The following is a 19,366-nucleotide window of genomic DNA, read 5'->3' on the forward strand; positions in this document are numbered from 1 at the left end:
GGCTCTCCCTTGAAGAATGGCGCGCAGTATATATCGCCCCCGGCGATTTCCGCGCATCCACTGCACAAGAGCTTTAGCGAAAACACCTACAAAAGAGCAAGAAGCGTCTGACGAAGGGAGGTTAACCGGTCTTGCGCAGCACGTAGACCCGCATCCGCGCGCAAGCGGGAAAGAAGTCCTGATGACTGAGCAGGCTGAACCCCGCCTGCCTGAACTCAGCTTCCACCATAGCCTTATTCGCCAGTGGCTTGGGCGTAGCGCCCTCGGCAGCGGACGGTCGGCGCCGCAAGCGGCTTTGAAGGCGAACCGCGACAATTACCGTGTCGCGACTGACGCGGTGGAACTCCCCCAACATGGCCAACCGGTGTTCAGGGCTGGCGATATGTTGAAACAGTTGCATGCAAATCATGCTGTCGACCGCGTTCGCCGACAATCCGATGGTGAACGCCGAACTCTGGAAGGTCTTGATCCGCTCGAGCAGCTGCTGCGGATGATGAGTGCGGGCGTGATCGAGCATGTCCTGGGACGGATCGGACGCCAGGATCACGCGGTTGCCGTGCTCGGCCAGCACCGGCCAGAGACGCCCGACACCACAAGCCACGTCCAGCAGCAAACCCGGTTCACCGGCAACCTTGAGCGCGTTGCGCACCAACTGCTCGACGCGCCAGAACGCCAGACGCCCGGCCAGGCCACGGGGTTGCGGCTGCAGGCAGACGCGTGCGTGTTCCTGATCGTAGCGCCGGGCGAACTCAAGTTCGATGGCGGATGGGGGCAGCGCAGACATAGACAGGGGCTCTTGTTGGAAGATCTACCGCGCGCAGGTTAGCGACCGGCCTGTGAAAAATAAGTCGAAACCCTCATTTTTTGGCCAGCACTCCGTCAATCACTGGCGCGCGGCAGCCAGCGAACATGTCCAGGTCCGGGTTGTAGACCTTGCTGTCGACCTCCAGCAGACCAATCATCGAATGGAACAAGTTGTCCTGGCTCAGGGGTTTTTCCCGGCTCATCTGCAGGCAATGAGTGTCCACCGAGAACGAGCGTTGATAGCTGTCGGAGAACCACGCCAGCATGGCCACGTGTTTCTGTTGCTCCGGCGCCATCATGTACGGCGTGCCGTGGAGGAACAGGTTGTACTCGCCCAGGGACTCGCCGTGGTCGGACAGGTAGAGCATCGCGGTATCGACTTTGTCCTGGTTGCTACGCAACAGATCGATCAGCGTCGACAGCACGTGGTCGGTGTACACCAGCGTGTTGTCGTAGCCGTTGACGATACTGTCGCGGCTGCAATTGTTCAGCGCGTTGCTTTCACACACCGGGGTGAAGTGTTCGTACTCTTTCGGGTAGCGCTTGAAATATTCCGGGCCGTGACTGCCCATCTGGTGCAGGACCAGCACGGTATCTTTGTCCAGGCTGTCGATGAAGTGCTGCAAACCTTGCAGCAGAATTTCATCGCGGCACTCGCTGCTGGAACACAGCACCGGATCTTTCAAGTTGCTGACGTCATCCATGGTGACCCGGTCGCAAGTGCCTTTGCAGCCTGACTGGTTATCGCGCCAGATTACGTCCAGACCGGCGCGCTTGAGCACATCCAGCAAGCCTTCTTCGTTCTTGGCCTTGCTGGCGCTGTAGTCCTTGCGGCCCATGTTGGAGAACATGCACGGCACCGACACGGCGGTTTCCGTGCCGCAGGAATGCACGTCGGTGAAGGCGATCAGGCCGGCTTCTTTACTGAGTTTGGGGGTGGTGTCGCGGTCATAGCCGAGGATGCCGAAGTTCTCGGCCCGGGCACTTTCGCCGACCACCAGCACCGTCAGGGATTTGCGGCCGTGGGTCTGCCAGGTCAGGTCTTTGCGGGCGTCCTCGCCGATCTTGACGAAGGGTTGTCGTGCGGACACTACCTGTTCACGCAGATAACCGACCGAAGCACCGATGTAGTTGCTCGGCACCACCATCAGGTGCAGTTCATGGTGATTGCGAAACAATGACGACAAGCCCTGATAGTTAATCAACGCCACGCCACCGATCACCGCCGCAGACGCAACACTGACCAGCACTTTACTTAATAGATCACGATGCCAGGCGCGATAACTGATCGGGGTTCTCCACAGTAACCACGATGGCAAAACGCCGAGCACAACAATATAAGCCAACAACTTTATCGACAGTAAGTCGCGAACTTCCGTGGCATTGGTTTCGGCAAAGTTGCGGAACATGCCGGCATCGATCAGCACGCCATATTGGCTCATGAAGTACGCCACGCCGGCACTGACCAAGAAGATCAACGTCAGCAGCGGCTTGAGCAGGGGCCGGAACGCCAGCAGGGTCAATACCATGTTGAACGCGCCGAACACCATGACGCCAAACGCCACGCGCATGACGATGCCCTGGGCGTTCGAGGAAGTAATATCGAACAGGTGCTGCCAGAGAACCAGATTAAACCCGAACAATAAAAAGGCGCTGGCAATCAGTGTCACCCACTCGGGGCGCACGGCTTTGAATTTCAACATGCGAATTGACTAATCCTGAAAAGAAGTGCCGCCGGCAAAATGTGAAAATTTCATTTTCCGCGACAGCACAAACTTTAAGCAGCGAACCATCAATTTTTCGTGAAAAAGAAGCCAACGATTAGTTGGCTCCCGATATAACCGTGAAACGTTTAATGTATTTGAGAAACAGTCAGGCCTGGTTCAGGTACCAGCGCCAATCCTGCTCGCCGACCTCGCCCATGAACTGCCGATACTCGGCACGCTTCACCGCCAGGTACACCCCAAGAAACTCACCGCCGAACGCTTCCCGCGCCCAACTCGAACCTTCCAGCGCACGCAAGGTAGTCAACCAGTCGGTGGGCAGCAGCTCGGTGGCCTGGGCGTAACCGTTGCCTTCCACCGGCGCGCCGGGATCGAGTTGCTCGCGAATGCCGCGGTGAATGCCGGCCAGGATCGCCGCCGCTGCCAGATACGGGTTGGCGTCGGCACCACAGATGCGGTGTTCGATGTGCCGGGAGAACGCCGGTCCGCCGGGGACGCGCAGGCTCACGGTGCGGTTGTCCACGCCCCAGGTGGCCGCCAGTGGCGCATAGCTGTTGGTCTGGAAGCGCCGATAGGAATTGGCGTTCGGGCAGAACAACAGCAGCGAATCGAGCAACGTGCTGAGCATGCCGCCTACTGCGTGCCGGAGCAGCGGCGTGCCGTCGGGTGCTTCGCTGGCGAACAGGTTGTTGCCATCCTTGTCGGCGAGGCTGACGTGCATGTGCATGCCGGTGCCGGCCAGGTCATCGAAAGGTTTGGCCATGAAACACGCAGCCATCCCGTGCTTGTGCGCCACACCTTTGACCAGCCGTTTGTAACGCACCGCTTCATCCATCGCCTGCAAGGCGTCGGTGCGGTGTTCAAGGGTGATTTCCACCTGACCCGGCGCGTATTCGGAAATCGCCGTGCGCGCCGGAATGCCCTGGAGTTTGCAGGCGCTGTAGAGGTCGGCGAGGAACGGCTCGATCTGTTCCAGCTCGCGCAAACCGTAGACCTGGGTCGCCCGTGGCCGGCCGCCATCGACGTCCCGCGCCGGTTGTGGCCGGCCGTTGCTGTCGCGCTGTTGATCCAGCAAATAGAACTCCAGCTCCGCCGCCATCACCGGGTAATAACCGTCGGCCTGCAAGCCCTCGATGACCTTGGCCAGCAAGTGCCGTGGGTCGGCAATCGTCGCCGGCATGCCTTCCTTGGGGTGCATGCTGACTTGGACCGCCGCCGTCGGAATCAGCCGCCAAGGCATGCGTTGCAAACTGCCGCTGACCGGGTAGGCGCGGCAATCGATGTCGCCGACGTCCCACACCAGCCCGGAGTTTTCCACGTCGTCGCCGTTGATGGTCAGGCCGAGAATGGTGCTCGGCAATGGCCGGCCGCTTTCATACACCGCCAGCAGCTCATCGCGATGCAGCAACTTGCCGCGCGGCACGCCGTTGTTGTCGAGGATGAACAACTCGAACATCTCAATATCCGGGTTCTGCTCCAGAAAGTTCAGGGCTTCTTGCTGCGTGGCGAAGGAGGTCGTGGCACAACTCATGGGAATTCTCGTTTTCCGGGTCAGGCAAACGCACAGGCGTCGCCGTTTTGATCCCGACGCTTGGCGCGGGACCTTTAGGAGCAATCAACGGGAAACGCAGGAATCCGGCGGGCGCGCATGACGGCAATGCCACAGCGCCCAGAAGGCCAGTTCGGAAGGGAGTGCAGAGAGGTTTGGCGCGGTGGCAGGCAGGAACCGACGACCACGGCTGGACGCACAAGCGCCGCTGAATGCCGGGTGGTGGAGTGCGAGTGGCCAACCGTCCATAGATAAAACCGCAGAAAACAATGAGCAGCAGCGTCACACGGGTGGAAGGTGGGTTAAATCGGGAATTGAAGAACTTTGGTTGTGCAATGGCTAAACATTGTAGGAGCAAGGCTTGCCCGCGATTGCGAACTGCCAGTCAATGCCTCGCCAGGTTTGAAACCGCAATCGCGGGCAAGCCTTGCTCCTACGGGTGTACGTCGTTGTATTTAATTTCTAAATACCACTCCCGACTTTCTGATTTGCCGCCGCCCTGCCCCTCCCGCCTAATCGGGGCCTTGTTTTGTAAGGTCCGCCCATGGAAAACGTTCGCGCAACAGCCCGCCCTGCCCTGTGGTTAATGGTCAGCATCATTCTGGTCGCCTTGAACCTGCGTCCATCCATGGCCGCCGTCGGCCCGTTGTTGTCGGCGATACGCGGGGATATTCCGTTGAGTTTCAGCCTCGCGTCGCTGCTGACGATGCTGCCGGTGATGGCCATGGGGCTGGCGATGTTTTTCGGGATTGGCGTCAGCCAGCGCCTGGGCGAGCAGCGCACCGTGGTGCTGTCGCTGCTGATCATCGGCCTGGCCACGGCGTCGCGGCTGTTTCTCGATTCCGCCGCCGAACTGATCGTCAGCGCCATCGCCGCCGGCGTCGGCATCGCGCTGATCCAGGCGTTGATGCCGGCGCTGATCAAATCCCGCTTCAGCGACAACGTCGCCGTGTGCATGGGGCTCTATGTCACCTCGATCATGGGCGGCGCGGCGATTGCGGCATCGTTTGCACCGCTGGTGATGACCCGTACCGGCAGTTGGCGCACGGGCCTGGCAATCTGGGCGGCGCTGGCCGTGCTGGCGTTGCTGTTCTGGACCGTCCAGCGCAAAACGATCCCGACGTTACCAACGCAGGCGCGGCGCGGCGAATCCTTCTTCAGCAATTCCCGCGCCTGGTTACTCGCAATCTTCTTTGGCCTCGGCACCGCGTCCTACACCTGCGTGCTCGCCTGGCTGGCGCCGTACTACGTGGAAAAAGGCTGGAGCGAACAGAACGCCGGGTTGTTGCTGGGCTTTCTGACGGCGATGGAAGTGTTGTCCGGCCTGCTGACCCCGGCCATCGCCAACCGCAGCCGTGACCGGCGCCTGGTACTGGTGGTATTGCTGGGGCTGATCATGGCCGGTTTTTGCGGCCTGATCCTCAGCCCGCAACACCTGAGCCTGCTGTGGCCGTGCCTGCTGGGCCTGGGAATCGGCGGGCTGTTCCCGATGAGCCTGATCGTGTCGCTCGATCATCTGGACAACCCTCAGCGCGCCGGCGGGCTGACGGCCTTCGTGCAAGGCATCGGCTACCTGATCGCCGGCCTTTCGCCGCTGATCGCCGGGTTGATTCGCGATCAGTTGGGCAGTTTCGAATGGGCCTGGTGGTCACTGACCGGGGTCATGGCGCTGATGATTGTGATGGTCCTGCGCTTTGATCCACGGCACTATGCCAAACACATTCACTGACCCGTCAACGCGGGGGCCTGGCCAAGGCGCAAAGGCTAGAGGCCTCTGGCCATGTTTGCCGAGATTGAAATCGTAGGTCGTGTTCACAACATTTTCTGTCCCACAGCTGACAGTGAAACTTCCTACAAGGCATTCTCCTGGCACCATCGTTCCGTTAGGATCGTTCGCACACGTTTGCGCACTGTCAGCGCAAGGAGCACAGCGAGACAGAACGGATGCTGAACAGTAACTTGCTTAGAAAGCTCGATATGCAGGACCTCATGGTGTTTGTCGCCGTGTATGAGCAAAGCAGCGTCACCGGTGTGTCGGAGGCCCTCTTCGTCAGTCAGTCCACCGTGAGTTACTGCCTGAAAAAATTGCGCACCAGTTTCGAAGACGAGTTGTTCATCAACACCCGCACCGGAATGCGCCCCACCTACAAAGCCGGCACCATGTACACCCATGTGCTGAAGATCCTTGAAAGCATCAACCTGTGCCACGCCGGCGCCCAAGTGTTTGACCCGACCGCCCAGCCAGTCACCTTCAATATCTGCGCGCCGGAATACTTCGAGCAATTGATCCTGCCGCGCCTGTTGAAGCGTTTCGATTTCGCGGACCTGCCGGTGCTGGTCAACATGCATAAGTTCGAAACCGATATCCCGGCCGCCGAACTGCGCGATGGCAGCCTCGACCTGGTGATCTGTTTCGGCCCGAACTTTCATTGCAGCCACACCGACCTCAAGTCCCGGAAGCTGCTCGAAGACGATCTGGTGTGTGTTTTCGACAAACGTGCCACGCCGCGGGAGCCGCGGTTAAGCCTGCAAGCTTTCACGGAACGCCGTCACGTGTTCCCGACGCCCTGGACTTCCACCACCAACATGGTCGACGGTTGGCTGGCGCGGCAGGCGCAAAAGCGCCAGATTGTTGCGCGGTCCAACAGCTACAGCGCGGCGCTGAAGACGATTACCGGCACGGATTTCATCCTGACCCTGCCCCGGCGCATCCAGCGCTTGCTGGCCAACGAAGCGGTGTTCAAACATTGCGAGGCGCCTAACGGCTTGCCGGGTTTCACCCTCGACATGCAGTGGAGCCAAAGTGTCGATCAGGACAGCGCCAACACTTGGCTGCGCGAACAAGTGGTCCAGGCCTGCGCGGAGCAGCAAGCCGCCTGAGCACTCAGAGGCCGATGGCCGTCTTGGTGTAGGACTCGCGGTCGATGTCGAGGATTTCCACACACAATTGGACTTCTACCCCCGTCGGCCACTCACACAAATCCTGCACCACGGCCAACAGGCTTTCGGACAGCTGCTTCTTGACCTGCGGCGGGCGACCACTGAGCAACGCCAGCTTCACATGCACGAACGCCCGCTCGCCCATCCCGGTACCGACCTTGAAAGTCTCGACCTTCACGGCACGGCTCTTGATGTCGAATTCCGCCGCAAACTGACCGGAACCCACCAACGTATTGTTGAGCCGGATCAACGCCACGTCGGCGTTCAGCTCGGGCAGGTTGGCGGTGTATTCCATGTGCAGGTGAGGCATGGCGGTGCTCCTGAAGGTGGGGAGAAAGGGCCTACATATATCACAGAGCCGACCTACGCTCGGTCGGCTTTTCGGGCTCTGTTATCAGAGTGAACCGGTGCTGTGCATGTTGGCCAGGCCACGCTCACTCATGAACGCTTCCAGACGTGAACGCAACCAGCGTTCGGCCGGGTCGGTGTCGACATGACTGAGCCAGACCATGGACAGGTCCAACGTCGGGGTCTTGAACGGAAACGGTTCCTGAAACAATTGACCGGACGCGGCCATCGCAGTGGCGGTGTAGTCCGGCAAACTGGCAATCAGGTCAGTCCCCGCCAGCAGGGCCGGCAACGAGCTGTATTGCGGCACGGACAGGACGACGTGACGCTTACGCCCGATCTCCGCCAGCCATTCATCGGCATAGCCACTGACGTTGGCGGTGTGGGACACCAGCACGTGCGGGCGTGAGCAATATTCATCCAGCGTCAGCGGTGTATCGGACGCATCGGCGCGCAAAAGGCTCGGCAGGATGTGCCGCAGCAATTTGCGCTTGGCGTTGGCCGGCAAGCCGCGGGTCTGGCTGATACCGACGGTGATATCGCCGGAGGCAAGCAGGTCGGGAATGCGCCAGTAATCGACATGCTGGACCACAAACACCACCTTCGGCGCTTCCTGGCGCAAGGCGCGCAGGAGCGGTGGCAGCAGGCCGAATTCGACATCGTCCGACAGGCCGATACGAAAGGTCATGGTGCTGCTGGCCGGGTCGAAATCGTGAGTCAGGCTCAAGGCCACCGACAGCGAGTCCAGCGCCGGCGACAGGTGCTGGATGATTTCTTCGGCCCGGGCCGTCGGCTCCATGCGATGGCCGACGCGAATGAACAGCGGATCGTTGAACATCGTGCGCAAGCGGTTGAGCGCGGCACTGATAGTCGGCTGGCCGAGAAACAGTTTCTCCGCCACCCGCGTCACGTTGCGTTCCAGCATCAAGGTCTCGAACACCACCATCAGATTGATGTCGGCCTTGCGTAGTTCATTGCGATTCATCCACTGCACCCCGTCCCCAAGACTTGGGCCAGTTTAGAAAGGCCGGGGGGTGGCGTCTATCGGCATGATCGCCGTCGTGCGCAGGATCACTGCACCGACAACGACTTCATCCCCAGGCCCATCACCCGTTGATCATCCCCTAACCCCAATTGTTTCGGGCTGATCGCGTCAGGCAACTGCACATGAATATGCATTAGTTTGTCGCTGGCGACGGCGTCGTGGATGGCCGCTGTCAGTGGGATTTCTATGTGATTGCCTTGAAGCGTTGTCAGACGCGTCGTCACTGCTTGTACGCCATTGATACTGAAGGCCACCGTCTGACCGAGGTGCGTCGGCTGCACGAAGGCCAGGGCGTCGATCACGATGGTCCGGGCCTCTGGCGGTACCCGAAGCAGGATGTCAGCGTCTGCGCCGTCAGACCAGGTGCCCCAGGTTTCCGGCGCTCCCCAGCCTTGGGTCAAGTGATGAGTCTTGTAGTTGAACAGCTGCTGCTGCCCGACCTTGATCAGCGGCACCAGCTGCATCGAACGCGCTTCGTCCGGGACGGCGAGGCATTGAGTGCATTGCTTCCAGCCCGGCGCCAGCACCACCAGGCCGTCGATACGAGCGAGCAGGTCCGTTTCGCTGTTGATGGTTTTCACCGCGTCGAGCAGGGTGTTTTCATCGAGGATGTACAGCGAGTCTGGCTCGTACTGCCCCGTTTCCAGCATCCGTCGGGTCTTGTTCCGGGCCTGTTCCAGCGCGGTCGAGCTCATCCGTCCCAGATAGGCAACGTCAGTCTTCAGGCCAAACGAGGCGGCGTAGTTCGCCAGCGGCAGCCAGGTGTCCGACTGATTCTGCGGTGGCAACGCACGAATGTTCGCGTAATGGGAGGCGGCGCTGGCCCAGAACGGGTCGCGCAAGGGGGTCGACCACTCGCTGGCCGGCGCCATCATCCGATTCTGCCGCAGGCCGACCCAGCCGGCGTGGGTATCCACGACTTGAACACCCAGCGCCACCGCCAGCAGGCACACCGCCGTGCGCGTCCGGTTACCACGCACCACGAGGTAAATGACCACAAACACAATGACGTAGAACACCGGCCAGAACATCCGCCCCGACGCTCGGAAGATACTCGCCAATTTGACGATTTTCCCCGGCAACGGGTAGTGGAGGTTGAGCAGGCCGAGGCCGATCTCGTTCGACAGCGCAAACAGCAGCAAGCCGATCAGCGCCAGCAACAGGATCGGCAGCTTGCGCACAGCATTGCCCACGTTGGTTTTACCGCGCAGCAGCGCGATGCCAGCGCAGATTGCCAGCAACAGCGTCCCCGCCCCAAGGTAGTTGAAACCTTCGTAGTCGCCGCTGGCCTCCGGCAAATTCGGTAGCAGCGACGACCATCCATTGGCATCGATCGGTGCCAATAGATTCATGCGGTACAACCCAAAACCGCCGGACGCCGTACCGTCGCCGATGCTGAAATACCCCGCCTGCCAGCAACACAGACTCACCAGCGAAAACAGCAACACACCCTCTATTAGCGCAGTGCGCCGGTTCAACTGACCCTTACGAGTTCGGCCCGCCAGATCAGCGATCCAGATCAATGCCACCATCGCCAGCAGGTAAGCGTGCACCAGTGCCGTCGCGGCCAACAACGCGCCCCAGGCCAGGCGGCGCTTCTGCACACCAGGGTGCAGCGCCAGATAGAGCGCGGCCAGAATCAGAAAATGCCCGGCCAGGGACAGGTGCCCGCCCATGCGCAAAAACATCGGCGGCGAAAACAGGAACAGACCGGTGCCCAGCAGCCTCAGGACGACATTGGGCGTCAACAGCCCCATTAACTTCCAGGCAAACCAGGCTTGCAGGACAAAACACGCGAGCAGCCAGATACCGAAGTACTGGAACGTCTCGGGCAGCCATGAATTGAACGGTTTGAATAGAAAGGCCAGCAGCGGATTGGAGTCGGAAAAAATGACCGCGCTTCCCAGCTCCAAGCCGTAGGACGGGTTAAGCCCGAGCGGAAAACTCCAAGGGGCGTGTCGGAAGAACACCCAGCCCAGGTAATGAGTCGCCGGATCGCCGCTTTCCAGCCAGGCAATGTTTTGCGGGTCCAGGGCTCGCGGCCCGATCACCATGAAAAACGCCACCACCCCCATCAACAAGGGCAGCAATGCGAGCCTCCAGTGCATGCCCGAAACCTTCATCGATACGTCCAGAAGTTATGCAATACAAAGGTGAACGCCGGCAGGGTCAACGCCACTGCGCCAATCCCCAACAAATAATTGAGCCCGGCGAATTGCGCCGCCCAGGCCACGAACATCGCCAACAGGAAACCCGCCGCCGAGACCATCATGAAACGCAGCAGCGTGCGGCCGTGCAGCCGGGCGGAAAAACTCCAGGTCGTGTTGATCAAGTAAGACGCCACCGTCGCCACGGCAAATGCCACACCATTGGCCAGGGGCGGCATCGGCATCACGAAATGGATGAACAGCACAGCAACGACCGCGTGAAGGGCCGTGACAAACAACCCGGTCACGGCAAACCTCAACGCTCTTTTGATCAATGCAGATTTTTCGGCTGAGGTCACGGCTTCTGCGCCAGCACGAACACCGTCAGACCGGCCAGGCGATTCGCCCCCATGAACGGCAGCTCGATGCTGCACAGGGTCTTCAGAATCGAATTGACCACGGGATGATGCTGCTTGAGTTGCGAACGTGGCGGCGACGGTTGTGTGCCTTTGGGCAACAGCCGCAGGGTGGCCGCAATCGGGAACACCGCGCCGAAATAGTAGGCGCCCTGCTGCACCGTCAAACCGGCGTCCCGGGCCACTGTTTCAAATTGCGCCAAGGTGTAACGGCGCTTGTGCTCCAGAAAATCGTCGTGCCCGCTCCAGAGAAACTGGAACGCCGGAACCGTCATCAGGAAACGGCTGCCGGACGGGACTTTATCGACATAAGCCTTGAGCAGCCCGACGTCGTCATCGACATGCTCCAGCACGTCCATCAGCAGCACCAGATCGGCATCCACCGCATCGATGCCGCGCCGGTAATGCACCGGTTTTCCAGCGGTGCTGGCGTCGCTATCCGCGTCGTAGCTGATATCCACGCACCAGGCTTCGTTCGCGGCAGTGTGGGTCAGCAGGTGATGGGTGAAAAACCCGGAACCGGCACCGACATCGAGAATTTTTCTGATCGGGGTATCGCCCAGCAGACGCTTAGTCGCCGCCGCTTTGGACGCGTAATACCAGTGCTGGTCAATGCTTGAACCGAGGATATCGGTTTCCTTGAGATCCATGGTTCAGTCCTTGGCGTTATAGACGCGACGCACCAGATACACCGGCCGGCGTTTTGATTCGATGTAGGTGCGACCCAGGTACTCGCCGAGCACCCCGATGCCGATCAGTTGCAGCCCGCCGAGAAAGGTCACGGCCACCATCAGCGACGCGTAGCCCGGCAAATCGATGCCGGAAATCAACGTGCGCAAGATGATAAAAATGGCAAATGAGAAAGACACCACGGACACGAACAGCCCCAGATAGGTCCAGACCTTGAGCGGGTCGGTACTGAAACTGGTGATGCCTTCCAGCGCGAAATTCCACAGGCGCCAGCCGTTGAACTTGGTTTCACCCGCCACCCGCTCCGGGCGCTCGTAATCGACATGCGTGGTGCGAAACCCGACCCAGGCAAACAAGCCTTTCATGAAGCGCCGGGACTCCGGCAAGGTCTGCAAGGCATCGACCACACAGCGGTCCATCAGCCGGAAATCGCCGACATCTTTGGGCAGCGGTTGATCAGAGATTTTGTTGTGCAGGCGATAGAACCAGTTGGCCGAGGTTTTCTTGGCCCAGGAGTCGGTCTTGCGACTCACACGATGACCCAGTACCACTTCAAAGCCCAGTCGCCAAAGGGCAATCATCTGCAGGATCACTTCCGGCGGGTCCTGCAAATCGACATCGATCGGTACCACCACCTGGCCGGTGGCCGTCTGCAAGCCAGCGGTCAACGCCGCCTCCTTGCCGAAATTACGGCTCAGATCGACGATCCGCACCCGCGGGTCGGTCGTCTGGCGCTCCAGAAGCAAGTCCAGCGTGGCGTCGGTGCTGCCGTCATTGACGAACACCATCTCCAGATCCACCAGCGTCTCCTCCTTGAAGACGTCAGTAATCCGCGCGATGAACAAATCAATGGTCGCCGCTTCATTGAATACCGGGATGACGAGCGAAAGCTCCACATGCCCGGCCATTTGCGTTCCGTGCTGATGAGTCAATTGATTGCTCTTTTTTATAGTGTTTTATCAACAATTTTCGGCCACCGAGAGGTTTTCCGGCGCCATGAGCTGACCCGTATTAAGCAGGAGCAAGGGAGGTGATGCAAGGGCGAAACTGCGGCGGTTTTGGCCATTCTTTCAGAGCCCTTTCAGTTGTAGGAAAAGCCTTCAAATCATTGGAAACAAATGCCCGATGGCCAAAAAAACCAGCTCCGCTAGGCTTGCTGACATGCGGCACACAGGTTGTCGCAATTGACCCATCGCATGGAGCGAGCTGAATGTATTTTGAGATTTACAGGCAATCGAAAGGCACCCCGAGCACAGGGAAAGGGCAGTGGCGCTGGCGGCTACGGGCGGGGAATCATGAGACGGTTGCCAGTGGCGAGTCGTATGTGAACAAAGCGGATTGTTTGCATGTGATTGAGTTGATCAAGGGGGTGCAGGGGGAGACTCCGGTCAAGGAAATCTAAAAGATTGAGCCGGCTGCTCATGCTTGATGGGCAGCTCTTGGATCCCGCGCTCGACAATGCAGGCAAGACGTTATTGACTGCACCACCCTGACCAGGAGTTTGTTTTCAATGGAGATACAAGAAATCAGGCGACGCCTCGCGACACCTGCCATAAAGTTCGTCGCCGGCGGGTTCCGGCCTACGCTCAAGGATGAGGAAAGCTGGCTTGGCAAAGTATTCCTTTTCCGCCCGGATGAAACGGTCCCCAAAAACGATGCGGGCGAGGAACTGCAACCCTATGCTCAGTTTTTTCTTCCCAGCCTGCCGTTCTCCAGCCTGGCCCTGAAGGGGATTCGCGTACTGACAGTCTTTGTCTCTGATCCGTTTCCTGAACCCTTTGAACCAATGGGTAACAACTGGCTCATTCGCGAATACACCTTTGATGATGTGCTAGTACGCAAAGAACTGCCGGTAGCAAATGCCTACATCAAGCCCTTTGCGCTGAAGGCCGAATTGGTTGAAGAGGACTTTCCACTGTGGGACGGTGGCGGTGTTCCCAGAGACCTGGAGCTTGAAATACTCAAACTTGAGCGATCTGGACAAATCGAATCCTATTACGACCTGATCACTCACACCTACGAACACAAAATCGGCGGCTATCCCTCGTTCTGTCAATCCGGCATCGACCCCGGCGATGATTTTGAATTCGTGTTCCAGATTTCGTCCGATTCGAAGATCAATCTGAATGTCGTGGACAGCGGAAGCCTGATGTTCTGGAAGAACAAAATCAGCGGAACATGGGCCATCTACTACGATTTCTATTAGTCAAAAGATGCGGCGCCTTCGTCCACCCGTGAATGAACACAGGCACAAAATCCCTACCCCCAAAAAACCTCGTAACATTGCGCCATGAGGTTTTTTCACGGGTGCGTGCTGTTCACGTGTGCACGCCCGTGACACCCTTCACCCGCTCGACTTCCAACGATCCTCAGCCCCATCGCAACGCCAAACGCCCCCACCCCCAGCCTTGATCTAGGCGCTTCCCATGCTGTATACCTAAAAAGACCCTAAGCCACGCCGCAGGAAATCACAGCGTCTTATGCTCGGAATCACACGTATCGATCGCCTTGTCGGCCCACTTTCCGCATCCCTGATTGCGCACTGTGGGCCTCACGTCAAATGCTGCGCTAAAGCAGCCACAGGGCTTGCTCCTCGCCTCTTTGCACTCCTCGCTTTACACCGTCTTCGACCTCGTTTGTCGGACTGGTGCGCCCATCGGCGCCATTGCTCAGTCCCTCCGCCTGCCTGCTTCTGATCGTTAGCCACTGAACCGGCGCCCCTTCTCCCGTTTTTTCGCGGAGTTCGTGTTCGTCTGGCTTTTCTGTCTGAACCCATCACTTCCTGAGCGAGACATCGCCCGGTCGGCCTTCGCGCCTCGAACCGCGCCCGTCAGCTCCAGGACACCTCATTTTGCAGACGCAGCGCCCCTTTTCAGGCGGCTTTGCGTCGCGCCACCCCACGGTACAAGGAGTATCAATCAATGATTTTTTTCCAGGGAAAAAGAATATTCAGTGCCATCTTCGACATGGATGGCACCATGTTTGACACCGAACGCCTGCGCTTCAAAACCCTTAAGCAGGCTTCCAACGAGATCTTCGGCAAGCCGTTGAGCGAGGAAACCCTGATCGGCTCGCTGGGCCTGAGCGCCAAGAAGGCCGAGGCTCTGGCCAAAGCGCATAACGGTGAAGACTTCCCCTACGCCGAGATCCGCCAGCGCGCCGATGAGCTGGAGCTGGCGTATGTGCGTAATGAAGGTGTGCCGATCAAGGCCGGTTTGCTGGAGGTGCTGGAGCGCTTGCGCAAGTACGGCCTGACCATGGCGGTTGCGACCTCAAGCCGTCGGGCGATTGCCGAGGAATACCTGATCAACGCCAACGTGCTCAAGTACTTCGACATCACCGTGTGTGGCGACGAAGTCACCCAGGGCAAGCCCCATCCCGAGATCTTCCTGCGGGCAGCCAGCGCGCTCAATTGCGAGCCGGGCCACTGCTTCATGGTCGAAGATTCGGAAAACGGTTTGCTTTCGGCGATCCGGGCCGAGGGCCAGCCGATCCTGATCGAAGACATCAAGCCACCCGCGCCCGAGGTCAAGGCCGGTGCGCTCAAGGCTTACAGCAACATGCAGGAATTTCTCGGCGATCTGACCGAATGCATGCCCGACCTCGGCACGCCCGAACTGACCGAGACCTTCCCCCAGGCACTCAACCAGTTTCGCGTGGGCATCCACGGTTTCGGCGCCATGGGCGGCGGCTACCTGACGCAGATTTTCTCCCACTGGGACGGCTACACCCGGCCCTGTGAAATCATCGGTGCCACCCGTTCGCGCATGCTGCGTGAAACGGTCGACGCCTTCGGCCGGTTCAGCGTGCGTTACGGCGCCACGTCCTTCGACCAGACCATCGAAAACCTGCGGATGATCGACATGGACGACGCCGAAGCGGTGATCGATATGTACGACGTCGCAGAGATCGTCGGCCTGAGCCTGCCCGAGCCGGCCATCCGCAAACAGGCCGACGTCATCGCCAAGGGCTTGATCCGCCGTTACGAACGCCGTAGACGCGAGCTGACCATCCTGATCGTGCTGAATAAGGTCGGTGGCGCCGCTTTCGTGCGCCGCCACGTCGAAGCGCAGTTGCTGCTGCTGGTGTCCCCTGAGACCTGCGAGCAGATCCTCGACAAGACCCACTTTGCCGAAACCGTCGTCAGCCGCATCGTCTCGAAGATTTCCAACGAGGCCCTGCTCAGGCAACTGCGGATCAAATCGAAGATCTTCCAGAACAGCCTGAGCGACGAACCGAGCGCTCCCCAAGCACTGACGACCGCAAAGGCGCCCGAATATGAACGGCTGATCGGTCGCTTCCGGCCCTTCGCCCAGTCGAGTAACGCCCTGAGCCAGTTGCACCTGATTCTGTTCAACAGCGAACCGGACATGCCCTTGTACGTCGAGCGCGGCAGCAACCTGCTTGAACGGTTGCGCCAAGTGAAAACCGTGGAAGACATCACCCAGACCCAGGTCATCAAAAACCTCCTGTGGAATGGCCCCCACGCGATCATTGCCTGGTACGCCAGCCTGTTGGGCTATTCGTGGCTGGGCCAGGGCATGGGCGACCCGCGCGTCAGCGCATTGGCCGAACGCCTGATCCGCCAGGAAGTCGGCCCGGCCCTGGTAGCGGAAAACCCGCAAATGAGCGAAGCCGTCGCCGGTTTCGCCAAAACCTTCCTCGAACGCTGCAACACCTCCTTCAAGGACCCCTGCGCCCGCGTCGGCCGCGACCCGCTGCGCAAACTGCAACGCAACGAACGCATTCTGCGCAGCATCGACCTGGCCCGCAAACACGGCATCGACTCCTCCGGCCTGGAGTTCGGCACCGCGCTGGCCCTGCACTACGCCCTCCGTTCGACGGACGCAAAGGATCAGGAGAGCCAGTTGATGCGTACGCTTTACGACGAGAGCGGGAGTGTCGAGGCAATGTTGACGTATACGGGGAGCTATAACGGCAAGCCGTATCCGGGACTGGATCCGATCAAGGACGCGAGTTTGGTTGAAGGGATTGGTGGGCATTTCCAGCGATTGGTGAAGCCGGATTCCGCGCATTGGGGGTGGCCGGTACGCAATTAACGAGAACAGGACTCGCCGTAGCAACTGAAACCCAAAAGCCCCGCAGCTTATTCAACTACGGGGCTTTTGCCCCGACTTTGCCCTACACATCGCCACTACGAACCCAGCCCTTGCTCGGGGGTCATAACCAGTGACGGCATCGTGACGGAACAAAAGGCCCTGCGCCTGTTTATTCAAGAGCGAAGCTTGCGATTCACCCATTTTAGGGCGCGCCGGATAACGTTCAGTTGACTCGTTGCTGTTTGATGCAGGTGCGGGCTGCTGATCCCCTCCAATGCTCCCTTATCGGAGTACGGATATGACTCGGTCAATGCGGTTCTTCCTGTCAATCTTCCTCGCCACAGCCTCATTGGCGTCGGTAAGCATCCTGAACAATGTAAGTGCGGCCACTGCCGAGGATCTGAATACAGACTCTCGACAAGCGCTGCAAACGCTCTACAAAGCCACTCCTTTCGCAGAAACCATCGCGCACAATGCCAAGGCAATTCTGGTCTTCCCGAAGATCATCAAGGCGGGCCTGGTGTTCGGCGGTAGCTATGGCGAAGGCGTATTACTGAAGGGCAAGCAAGTACAGGGTTATTACAACTCCGTCACCGGCTCATGGGGGCTGCAAGCAGGAGCTCAGTCTTACGGCTACGCGGTTTTCCTGATGACCGACAAAGCGGTGAATTACGTCCGCGAGACCAAGGGCTGGGAAATCGGTGTAGGGCCAACCGTTGTTGTGGTTGATGAAGGGGTTGCGAAAAACTTGTCCAGCTCGACGCTGAAAGATGACGCATACGCATTCATCTTCGACCAACAGGGGTTAATGGCCGGGGTCAGTATTGAAGGAACAAAGATCTCGCTGATCAAGCGCTAAATTTGCCCGGAAAAACATCTTAGAAACGAAAAAGCCCCCGTAATCAGCAATTATTACGGGGGCTTCGTCTTGTCCAATAATGGCGCAGAGATTGGGATTGTCAGACTATGACCTTCAATCCCAGGGATGTTTAGGAATCGCAATCAATCTTCAAATGCGGGCTTAAGTAAGCTAACCGCCACCGCCATACGCGTTTCGAGCGATTTATTGTGGTGAGGTTGTCCCGATCTATCAATTTCGCACATGAATCGCTTTAGCTCTTCAATATTATCCAAGAAGACACTTTGAAATAAGTCGCCAGGAACGCCTAGTTCATGGCTAACGCTTTTGTATCCTCGAAAGCTTTGGGAGCCGTCATCACCTTCATTATAGTCTGCACCTGACTCGGACTTTAAACTTTGATAGAGCATAATAATTAAAAACCCGTGTTGCTCATGTACTTCAAGAGATTCAAACTCAGGGTTGTTTTTTTCATAGCAATCCAAGTTTCACGCATCGCGCTTGGATTCTTCGTCCTGCTTGACCGCAATAGATACCGATTTGGATAATTTTTTACTTACTCTGCCAACTATTAGTCGCTTCGTTATACGCCAGATTACAAACACCACAATAAATATTCCGCTAAATTCAAACACAGGAAACTCTCCTTTTTTCCAGCCAAGAAACCTGATCATTATTTTGAAATGAGCACCCCATCACAGCGTCACGAGTCGTAATGCTGGGAGTACTACGTCTCTCCATTGAGCCGAGAGCATCGCACTGCGCGGTTCAGGTACTCACTCAAACGCGCTAATACGAGCTAACAGGAGCTCTAATCAACGGACACAAAAAAACCCCGTAAGTCAGAAACTTACGGGGTTTTCAAATAATGGCGGAGAGATAGGGATTCGAACCCTAGGTACCGGTGAAGGTACAACGGATTTCGAATCCGTCCCATTCGGCCACTCTGGCATCTCTCCAACGGCGCGCATCATAACAACACTTTCGCAGGAAGCGAACCCCCCTAAGCAAATTTTTTCCGTGCTATCAGATGCTTGCGTCGATTAAAGCGGTACGCCCAGACGATTGGCGACTTCTTCGTAGGCTTCGATGACGTCACCGAGGCCCTGGCGGAAGCGGTCCTTGTCCATTTTCTTGCCGGTGGCCTTGTCCCACAGGCGGCAGCCGTCCGGGCTGAATTCGTCGCCCAGGACGATGGAGCCGTCGGAGAACACGCCGAATTCGAGTTTGAAGTCGACCAGCAGCAGACCAGCGTCATCGAACAGTTTGCTCAGGACTTCGTTGACCTTGAGCGACAGTTCTTTCATGCGAACCAGTTGCTCGGCGGTGCCCCAACCGAACGCCACGACGTGGGATTCGTTGATGAACGGGTCGCCCTTGGCGTCGTCCTTCAGGAACAGCTCGAAGGTGTAAGGGTTGAGCTTCATGCCCTCTTCAACGCCCAGACGCTTGACCAGGCTGCCCGCGGCGTAGTTACGCACGACGCACTCGACCGGGATCATGTCGAGTTTTTTCACCAGGCATTCGTTGTCGCCCAGCAGTTTGTCGAATTGAGTCGGCACGCCGGCTGCTTCGAGTTTCTGCATGATGAAGGCGTTGAACTTGTTGTTCACCATGCCCTTACGGTCGAGCTGTTCGATGCGCTTGCCGTCGAACGCCGAGGTGTCGTTGCGAAACAGCAGGATCAAGCGGTCAGCGTCGTCGGTCTTGAAAACCGATTTGGCTTTGCCGCGGTAGAGTTCTTCACGTTTTTCCATGATGGGCTCCGCTTGCTAAGTAGGTGG

Annotated in this window: 17 protein-coding genes and 1 tRNA gene; 6 read left to right on the forward strand and 12 right to left on the reverse strand. The window is 58.4% G+C overall.

What is annotated here, in order from left to right:
• Positions 1-121: 121 nt before the first annotated feature.
• The 3 genes from HKK53_RS13110 to HKK53_RS13120 all read right to left on the reverse strand — a co-directional run bounded on the left by HKK53_RS13110 (position 122) and on the right by HKK53_RS13120 (position 4,059).
• Complete coding sequence (locus HKK53_RS13110; RefSeq protein ID WP_169371165.1) at positions 122-784, reverse strand: class I SAM-dependent methyltransferase; 663 nt, start codon at positions 782-784, stop codon at positions 122-124.
• 73 nt (positions 785-857) lie between these two features.
• Positions 858-2,507, reverse strand: coding sequence for a phosphoethanolamine transferase (locus HKK53_RS13115; RefSeq protein ID WP_169371166.1), 1,650 nt, complete (start codon positions 2,505-2,507; stop codon positions 858-860).
• A 169-nt stretch (positions 2,508-2,676) separates the two neighbouring features.
• Positions 2,677-4,059, reverse strand: a complete 1,383-nt coding sequence (locus HKK53_RS13120) for a glutamine synthetase family protein (protein WP_169371167.1) — start codon at positions 4,057-4,059, stop codon at positions 2,677-2,679.
• Positions 4,060-4,621: 562 nt separating this feature from the next.
• On the opposite strand from HKK53_RS13120, the gene HKK53_RS13125 reads away from it, so the two are divergent.
• Positions 4,622-5,806: a cyanate transporter gene (locus tag HKK53_RS13125; protein ID WP_169371168.1), complete on the forward strand. Its 1,185-nt coding sequence runs from the start codon at positions 4,622-4,624 to the stop codon at positions 5,804-5,806.
• Between the two features lie 215 nt (positions 5,807-6,021).
• Positions 6,022-6,957, forward strand: a complete 936-nt coding sequence (locus tag HKK53_RS13130; RefSeq protein WP_169371169.1) for a LysR family transcriptional regulator — start codon at positions 6,022-6,024, stop codon at positions 6,955-6,957.
• A 4-nt stretch (positions 6,958-6,961) separates the two neighbouring features.
• On the opposite strand, the gene HKK53_RS13135 is transcribed toward HKK53_RS13130, so the two are convergent.
• From HKK53_RS13135 to HKK53_RS13160, 6 genes are all read right to left on the reverse strand, one after another.
• Positions 6,962-7,327 carry a 5-carboxymethyl-2-hydroxymuconate Delta-isomerase gene (locus HKK53_RS13135; protein ID WP_169371170.1) on the reverse strand — a complete coding sequence of 122 codons (366 nt, stop codon included), beginning with the start codon at positions 7,325-7,327 and terminating at the stop codon, positions 6,962-6,964.
• 84 nt (positions 7,328-7,411) lie between these two features.
• A complete protein-coding gene (locus HKK53_RS13140; protein WP_169371171.1) occupies positions 7,412-8,350 on the reverse strand; it encodes a LysR substrate-binding domain-containing protein in 939 nt (312 codons plus the stop codon).
• Between the two features lie 86 nt (positions 8,351-8,436).
• Positions 8,437-10,533: a DUF6311 domain-containing protein gene (locus HKK53_RS13145; RefSeq protein WP_169371172.1), complete on the reverse strand. Its 2,097-nt coding sequence runs from the start codon at positions 10,531-10,533 to the stop codon at positions 8,437-8,439.
• A complete protein-coding gene (locus HKK53_RS13150) occupies positions 10,530-10,916 on the reverse strand; it encodes a GtrA family protein (protein ID WP_169371173.1) in 387 nt (128 codons plus the stop codon). The genes HKK53_RS13145 and HKK53_RS13150 overlap by 4 nt, the downstream gene beginning before the upstream one ends.
• Complete coding sequence (locus tag HKK53_RS13155; protein ID WP_169371174.1) at positions 10,913-11,623, reverse strand: class I SAM-dependent methyltransferase; 711 nt, start codon at positions 11,621-11,623, stop codon at positions 10,913-10,915. Before HKK53_RS13155 ends, HKK53_RS13150 begins: the two co-directional genes overlap by 4 nt.
• Positions 11,624-11,626: 3 nt before the next feature.
• Positions 11,627-12,571, reverse strand: coding sequence for a glycosyltransferase family 2 protein (locus tag HKK53_RS13160; RefSeq protein ID WP_169374239.1), 945 nt, complete (start codon positions 12,569-12,571; stop codon positions 11,627-11,629).
• A gap of 302 nt (positions 12,572-12,873) precedes the next feature.
• On the opposite strand from HKK53_RS13160, the gene HKK53_RS13165 reads away from it, so the two are divergent.
• The 4 genes from HKK53_RS13165 to HKK53_RS13180 all read left to right on the forward strand — a co-directional run bounded on the left by HKK53_RS13165 (position 12,874) and on the right by HKK53_RS13180 (position 17,582).
• Positions 12,874-13,065, forward strand: coding sequence for a YegP family protein (locus HKK53_RS13165; RefSeq protein WP_007958030.1), 192 nt, complete (start codon positions 12,874-12,876; stop codon positions 13,063-13,065).
• A gap of 108 nt (positions 13,066-13,173) precedes the next feature.
• Positions 13,174-13,869 (forward strand): DUF1963 domain-containing protein, encoded by a 696-nt coding sequence (locus HKK53_RS13170; RefSeq protein WP_169371175.1) that lies wholly within the window; start codon positions 13,174-13,176, stop codon positions 13,867-13,869.
• Between the two features lie 715 nt (positions 13,870-14,584).
• Positions 14,585-16,723 (forward strand): bifunctional mannitol-1-phosphate dehydrogenase/phosphatase, encoded by a 2,139-nt coding sequence (mtlD, locus tag HKK53_RS13175; protein WP_169371176.1) that lies wholly within the window; start codon positions 14,585-14,587, stop codon positions 16,721-16,723.
• Between the two features lie 298 nt (positions 16,724-17,021).
• A complete protein-coding gene (locus HKK53_RS13180) occupies positions 17,022-17,582 on the forward strand; it encodes a YSC84-related protein (protein WP_169371177.1) in 561 nt (186 codons plus the stop codon).
• A 143-nt stretch (positions 17,583-17,725) separates the two neighbouring features.
• On the opposite strand, the gene HKK53_RS13185 is transcribed toward HKK53_RS13180, so the two are convergent.
• The 3 genes from HKK53_RS13185 to purC all read right to left on the reverse strand — a co-directional run bounded on the left by HKK53_RS13185 (position 17,726) and on the right by purC (position 19,339).
• Positions 17,726-18,067 (reverse strand): hypothetical protein, encoded by a 342-nt coding sequence (locus HKK53_RS13185; protein WP_169371178.1) that lies wholly within the window; start codon positions 18,065-18,067, stop codon positions 17,726-17,728.
• A gap of 384 nt (positions 18,068-18,451) precedes the next feature.
• Positions 18,452-18,541: transfer RNA gene (locus tag HKK53_RS13190), tRNA-Ser, on the reverse strand.
• Between the two features lie 84 nt (positions 18,542-18,625).
• Positions 18,626-19,339, reverse strand: a complete 714-nt coding sequence (gene purC, locus HKK53_RS13195) for a phosphoribosylaminoimidazolesuccinocarboxamide synthase (RefSeq protein WP_008034929.1) — start codon at positions 19,337-19,339, stop codon at positions 18,626-18,628.
• Positions 19,340-19,366: the final 27 nt, after the last annotated feature.

The sequence above is a fragment of the Pseudomonas sp. ADAK7 genome (genome assembly GCF_012935675.1).
Taxonomy (GTDB): Bacteria; Pseudomonadota; Gammaproteobacteria; order Pseudomonadales; family Pseudomonadaceae; genus Aquipseudomonas.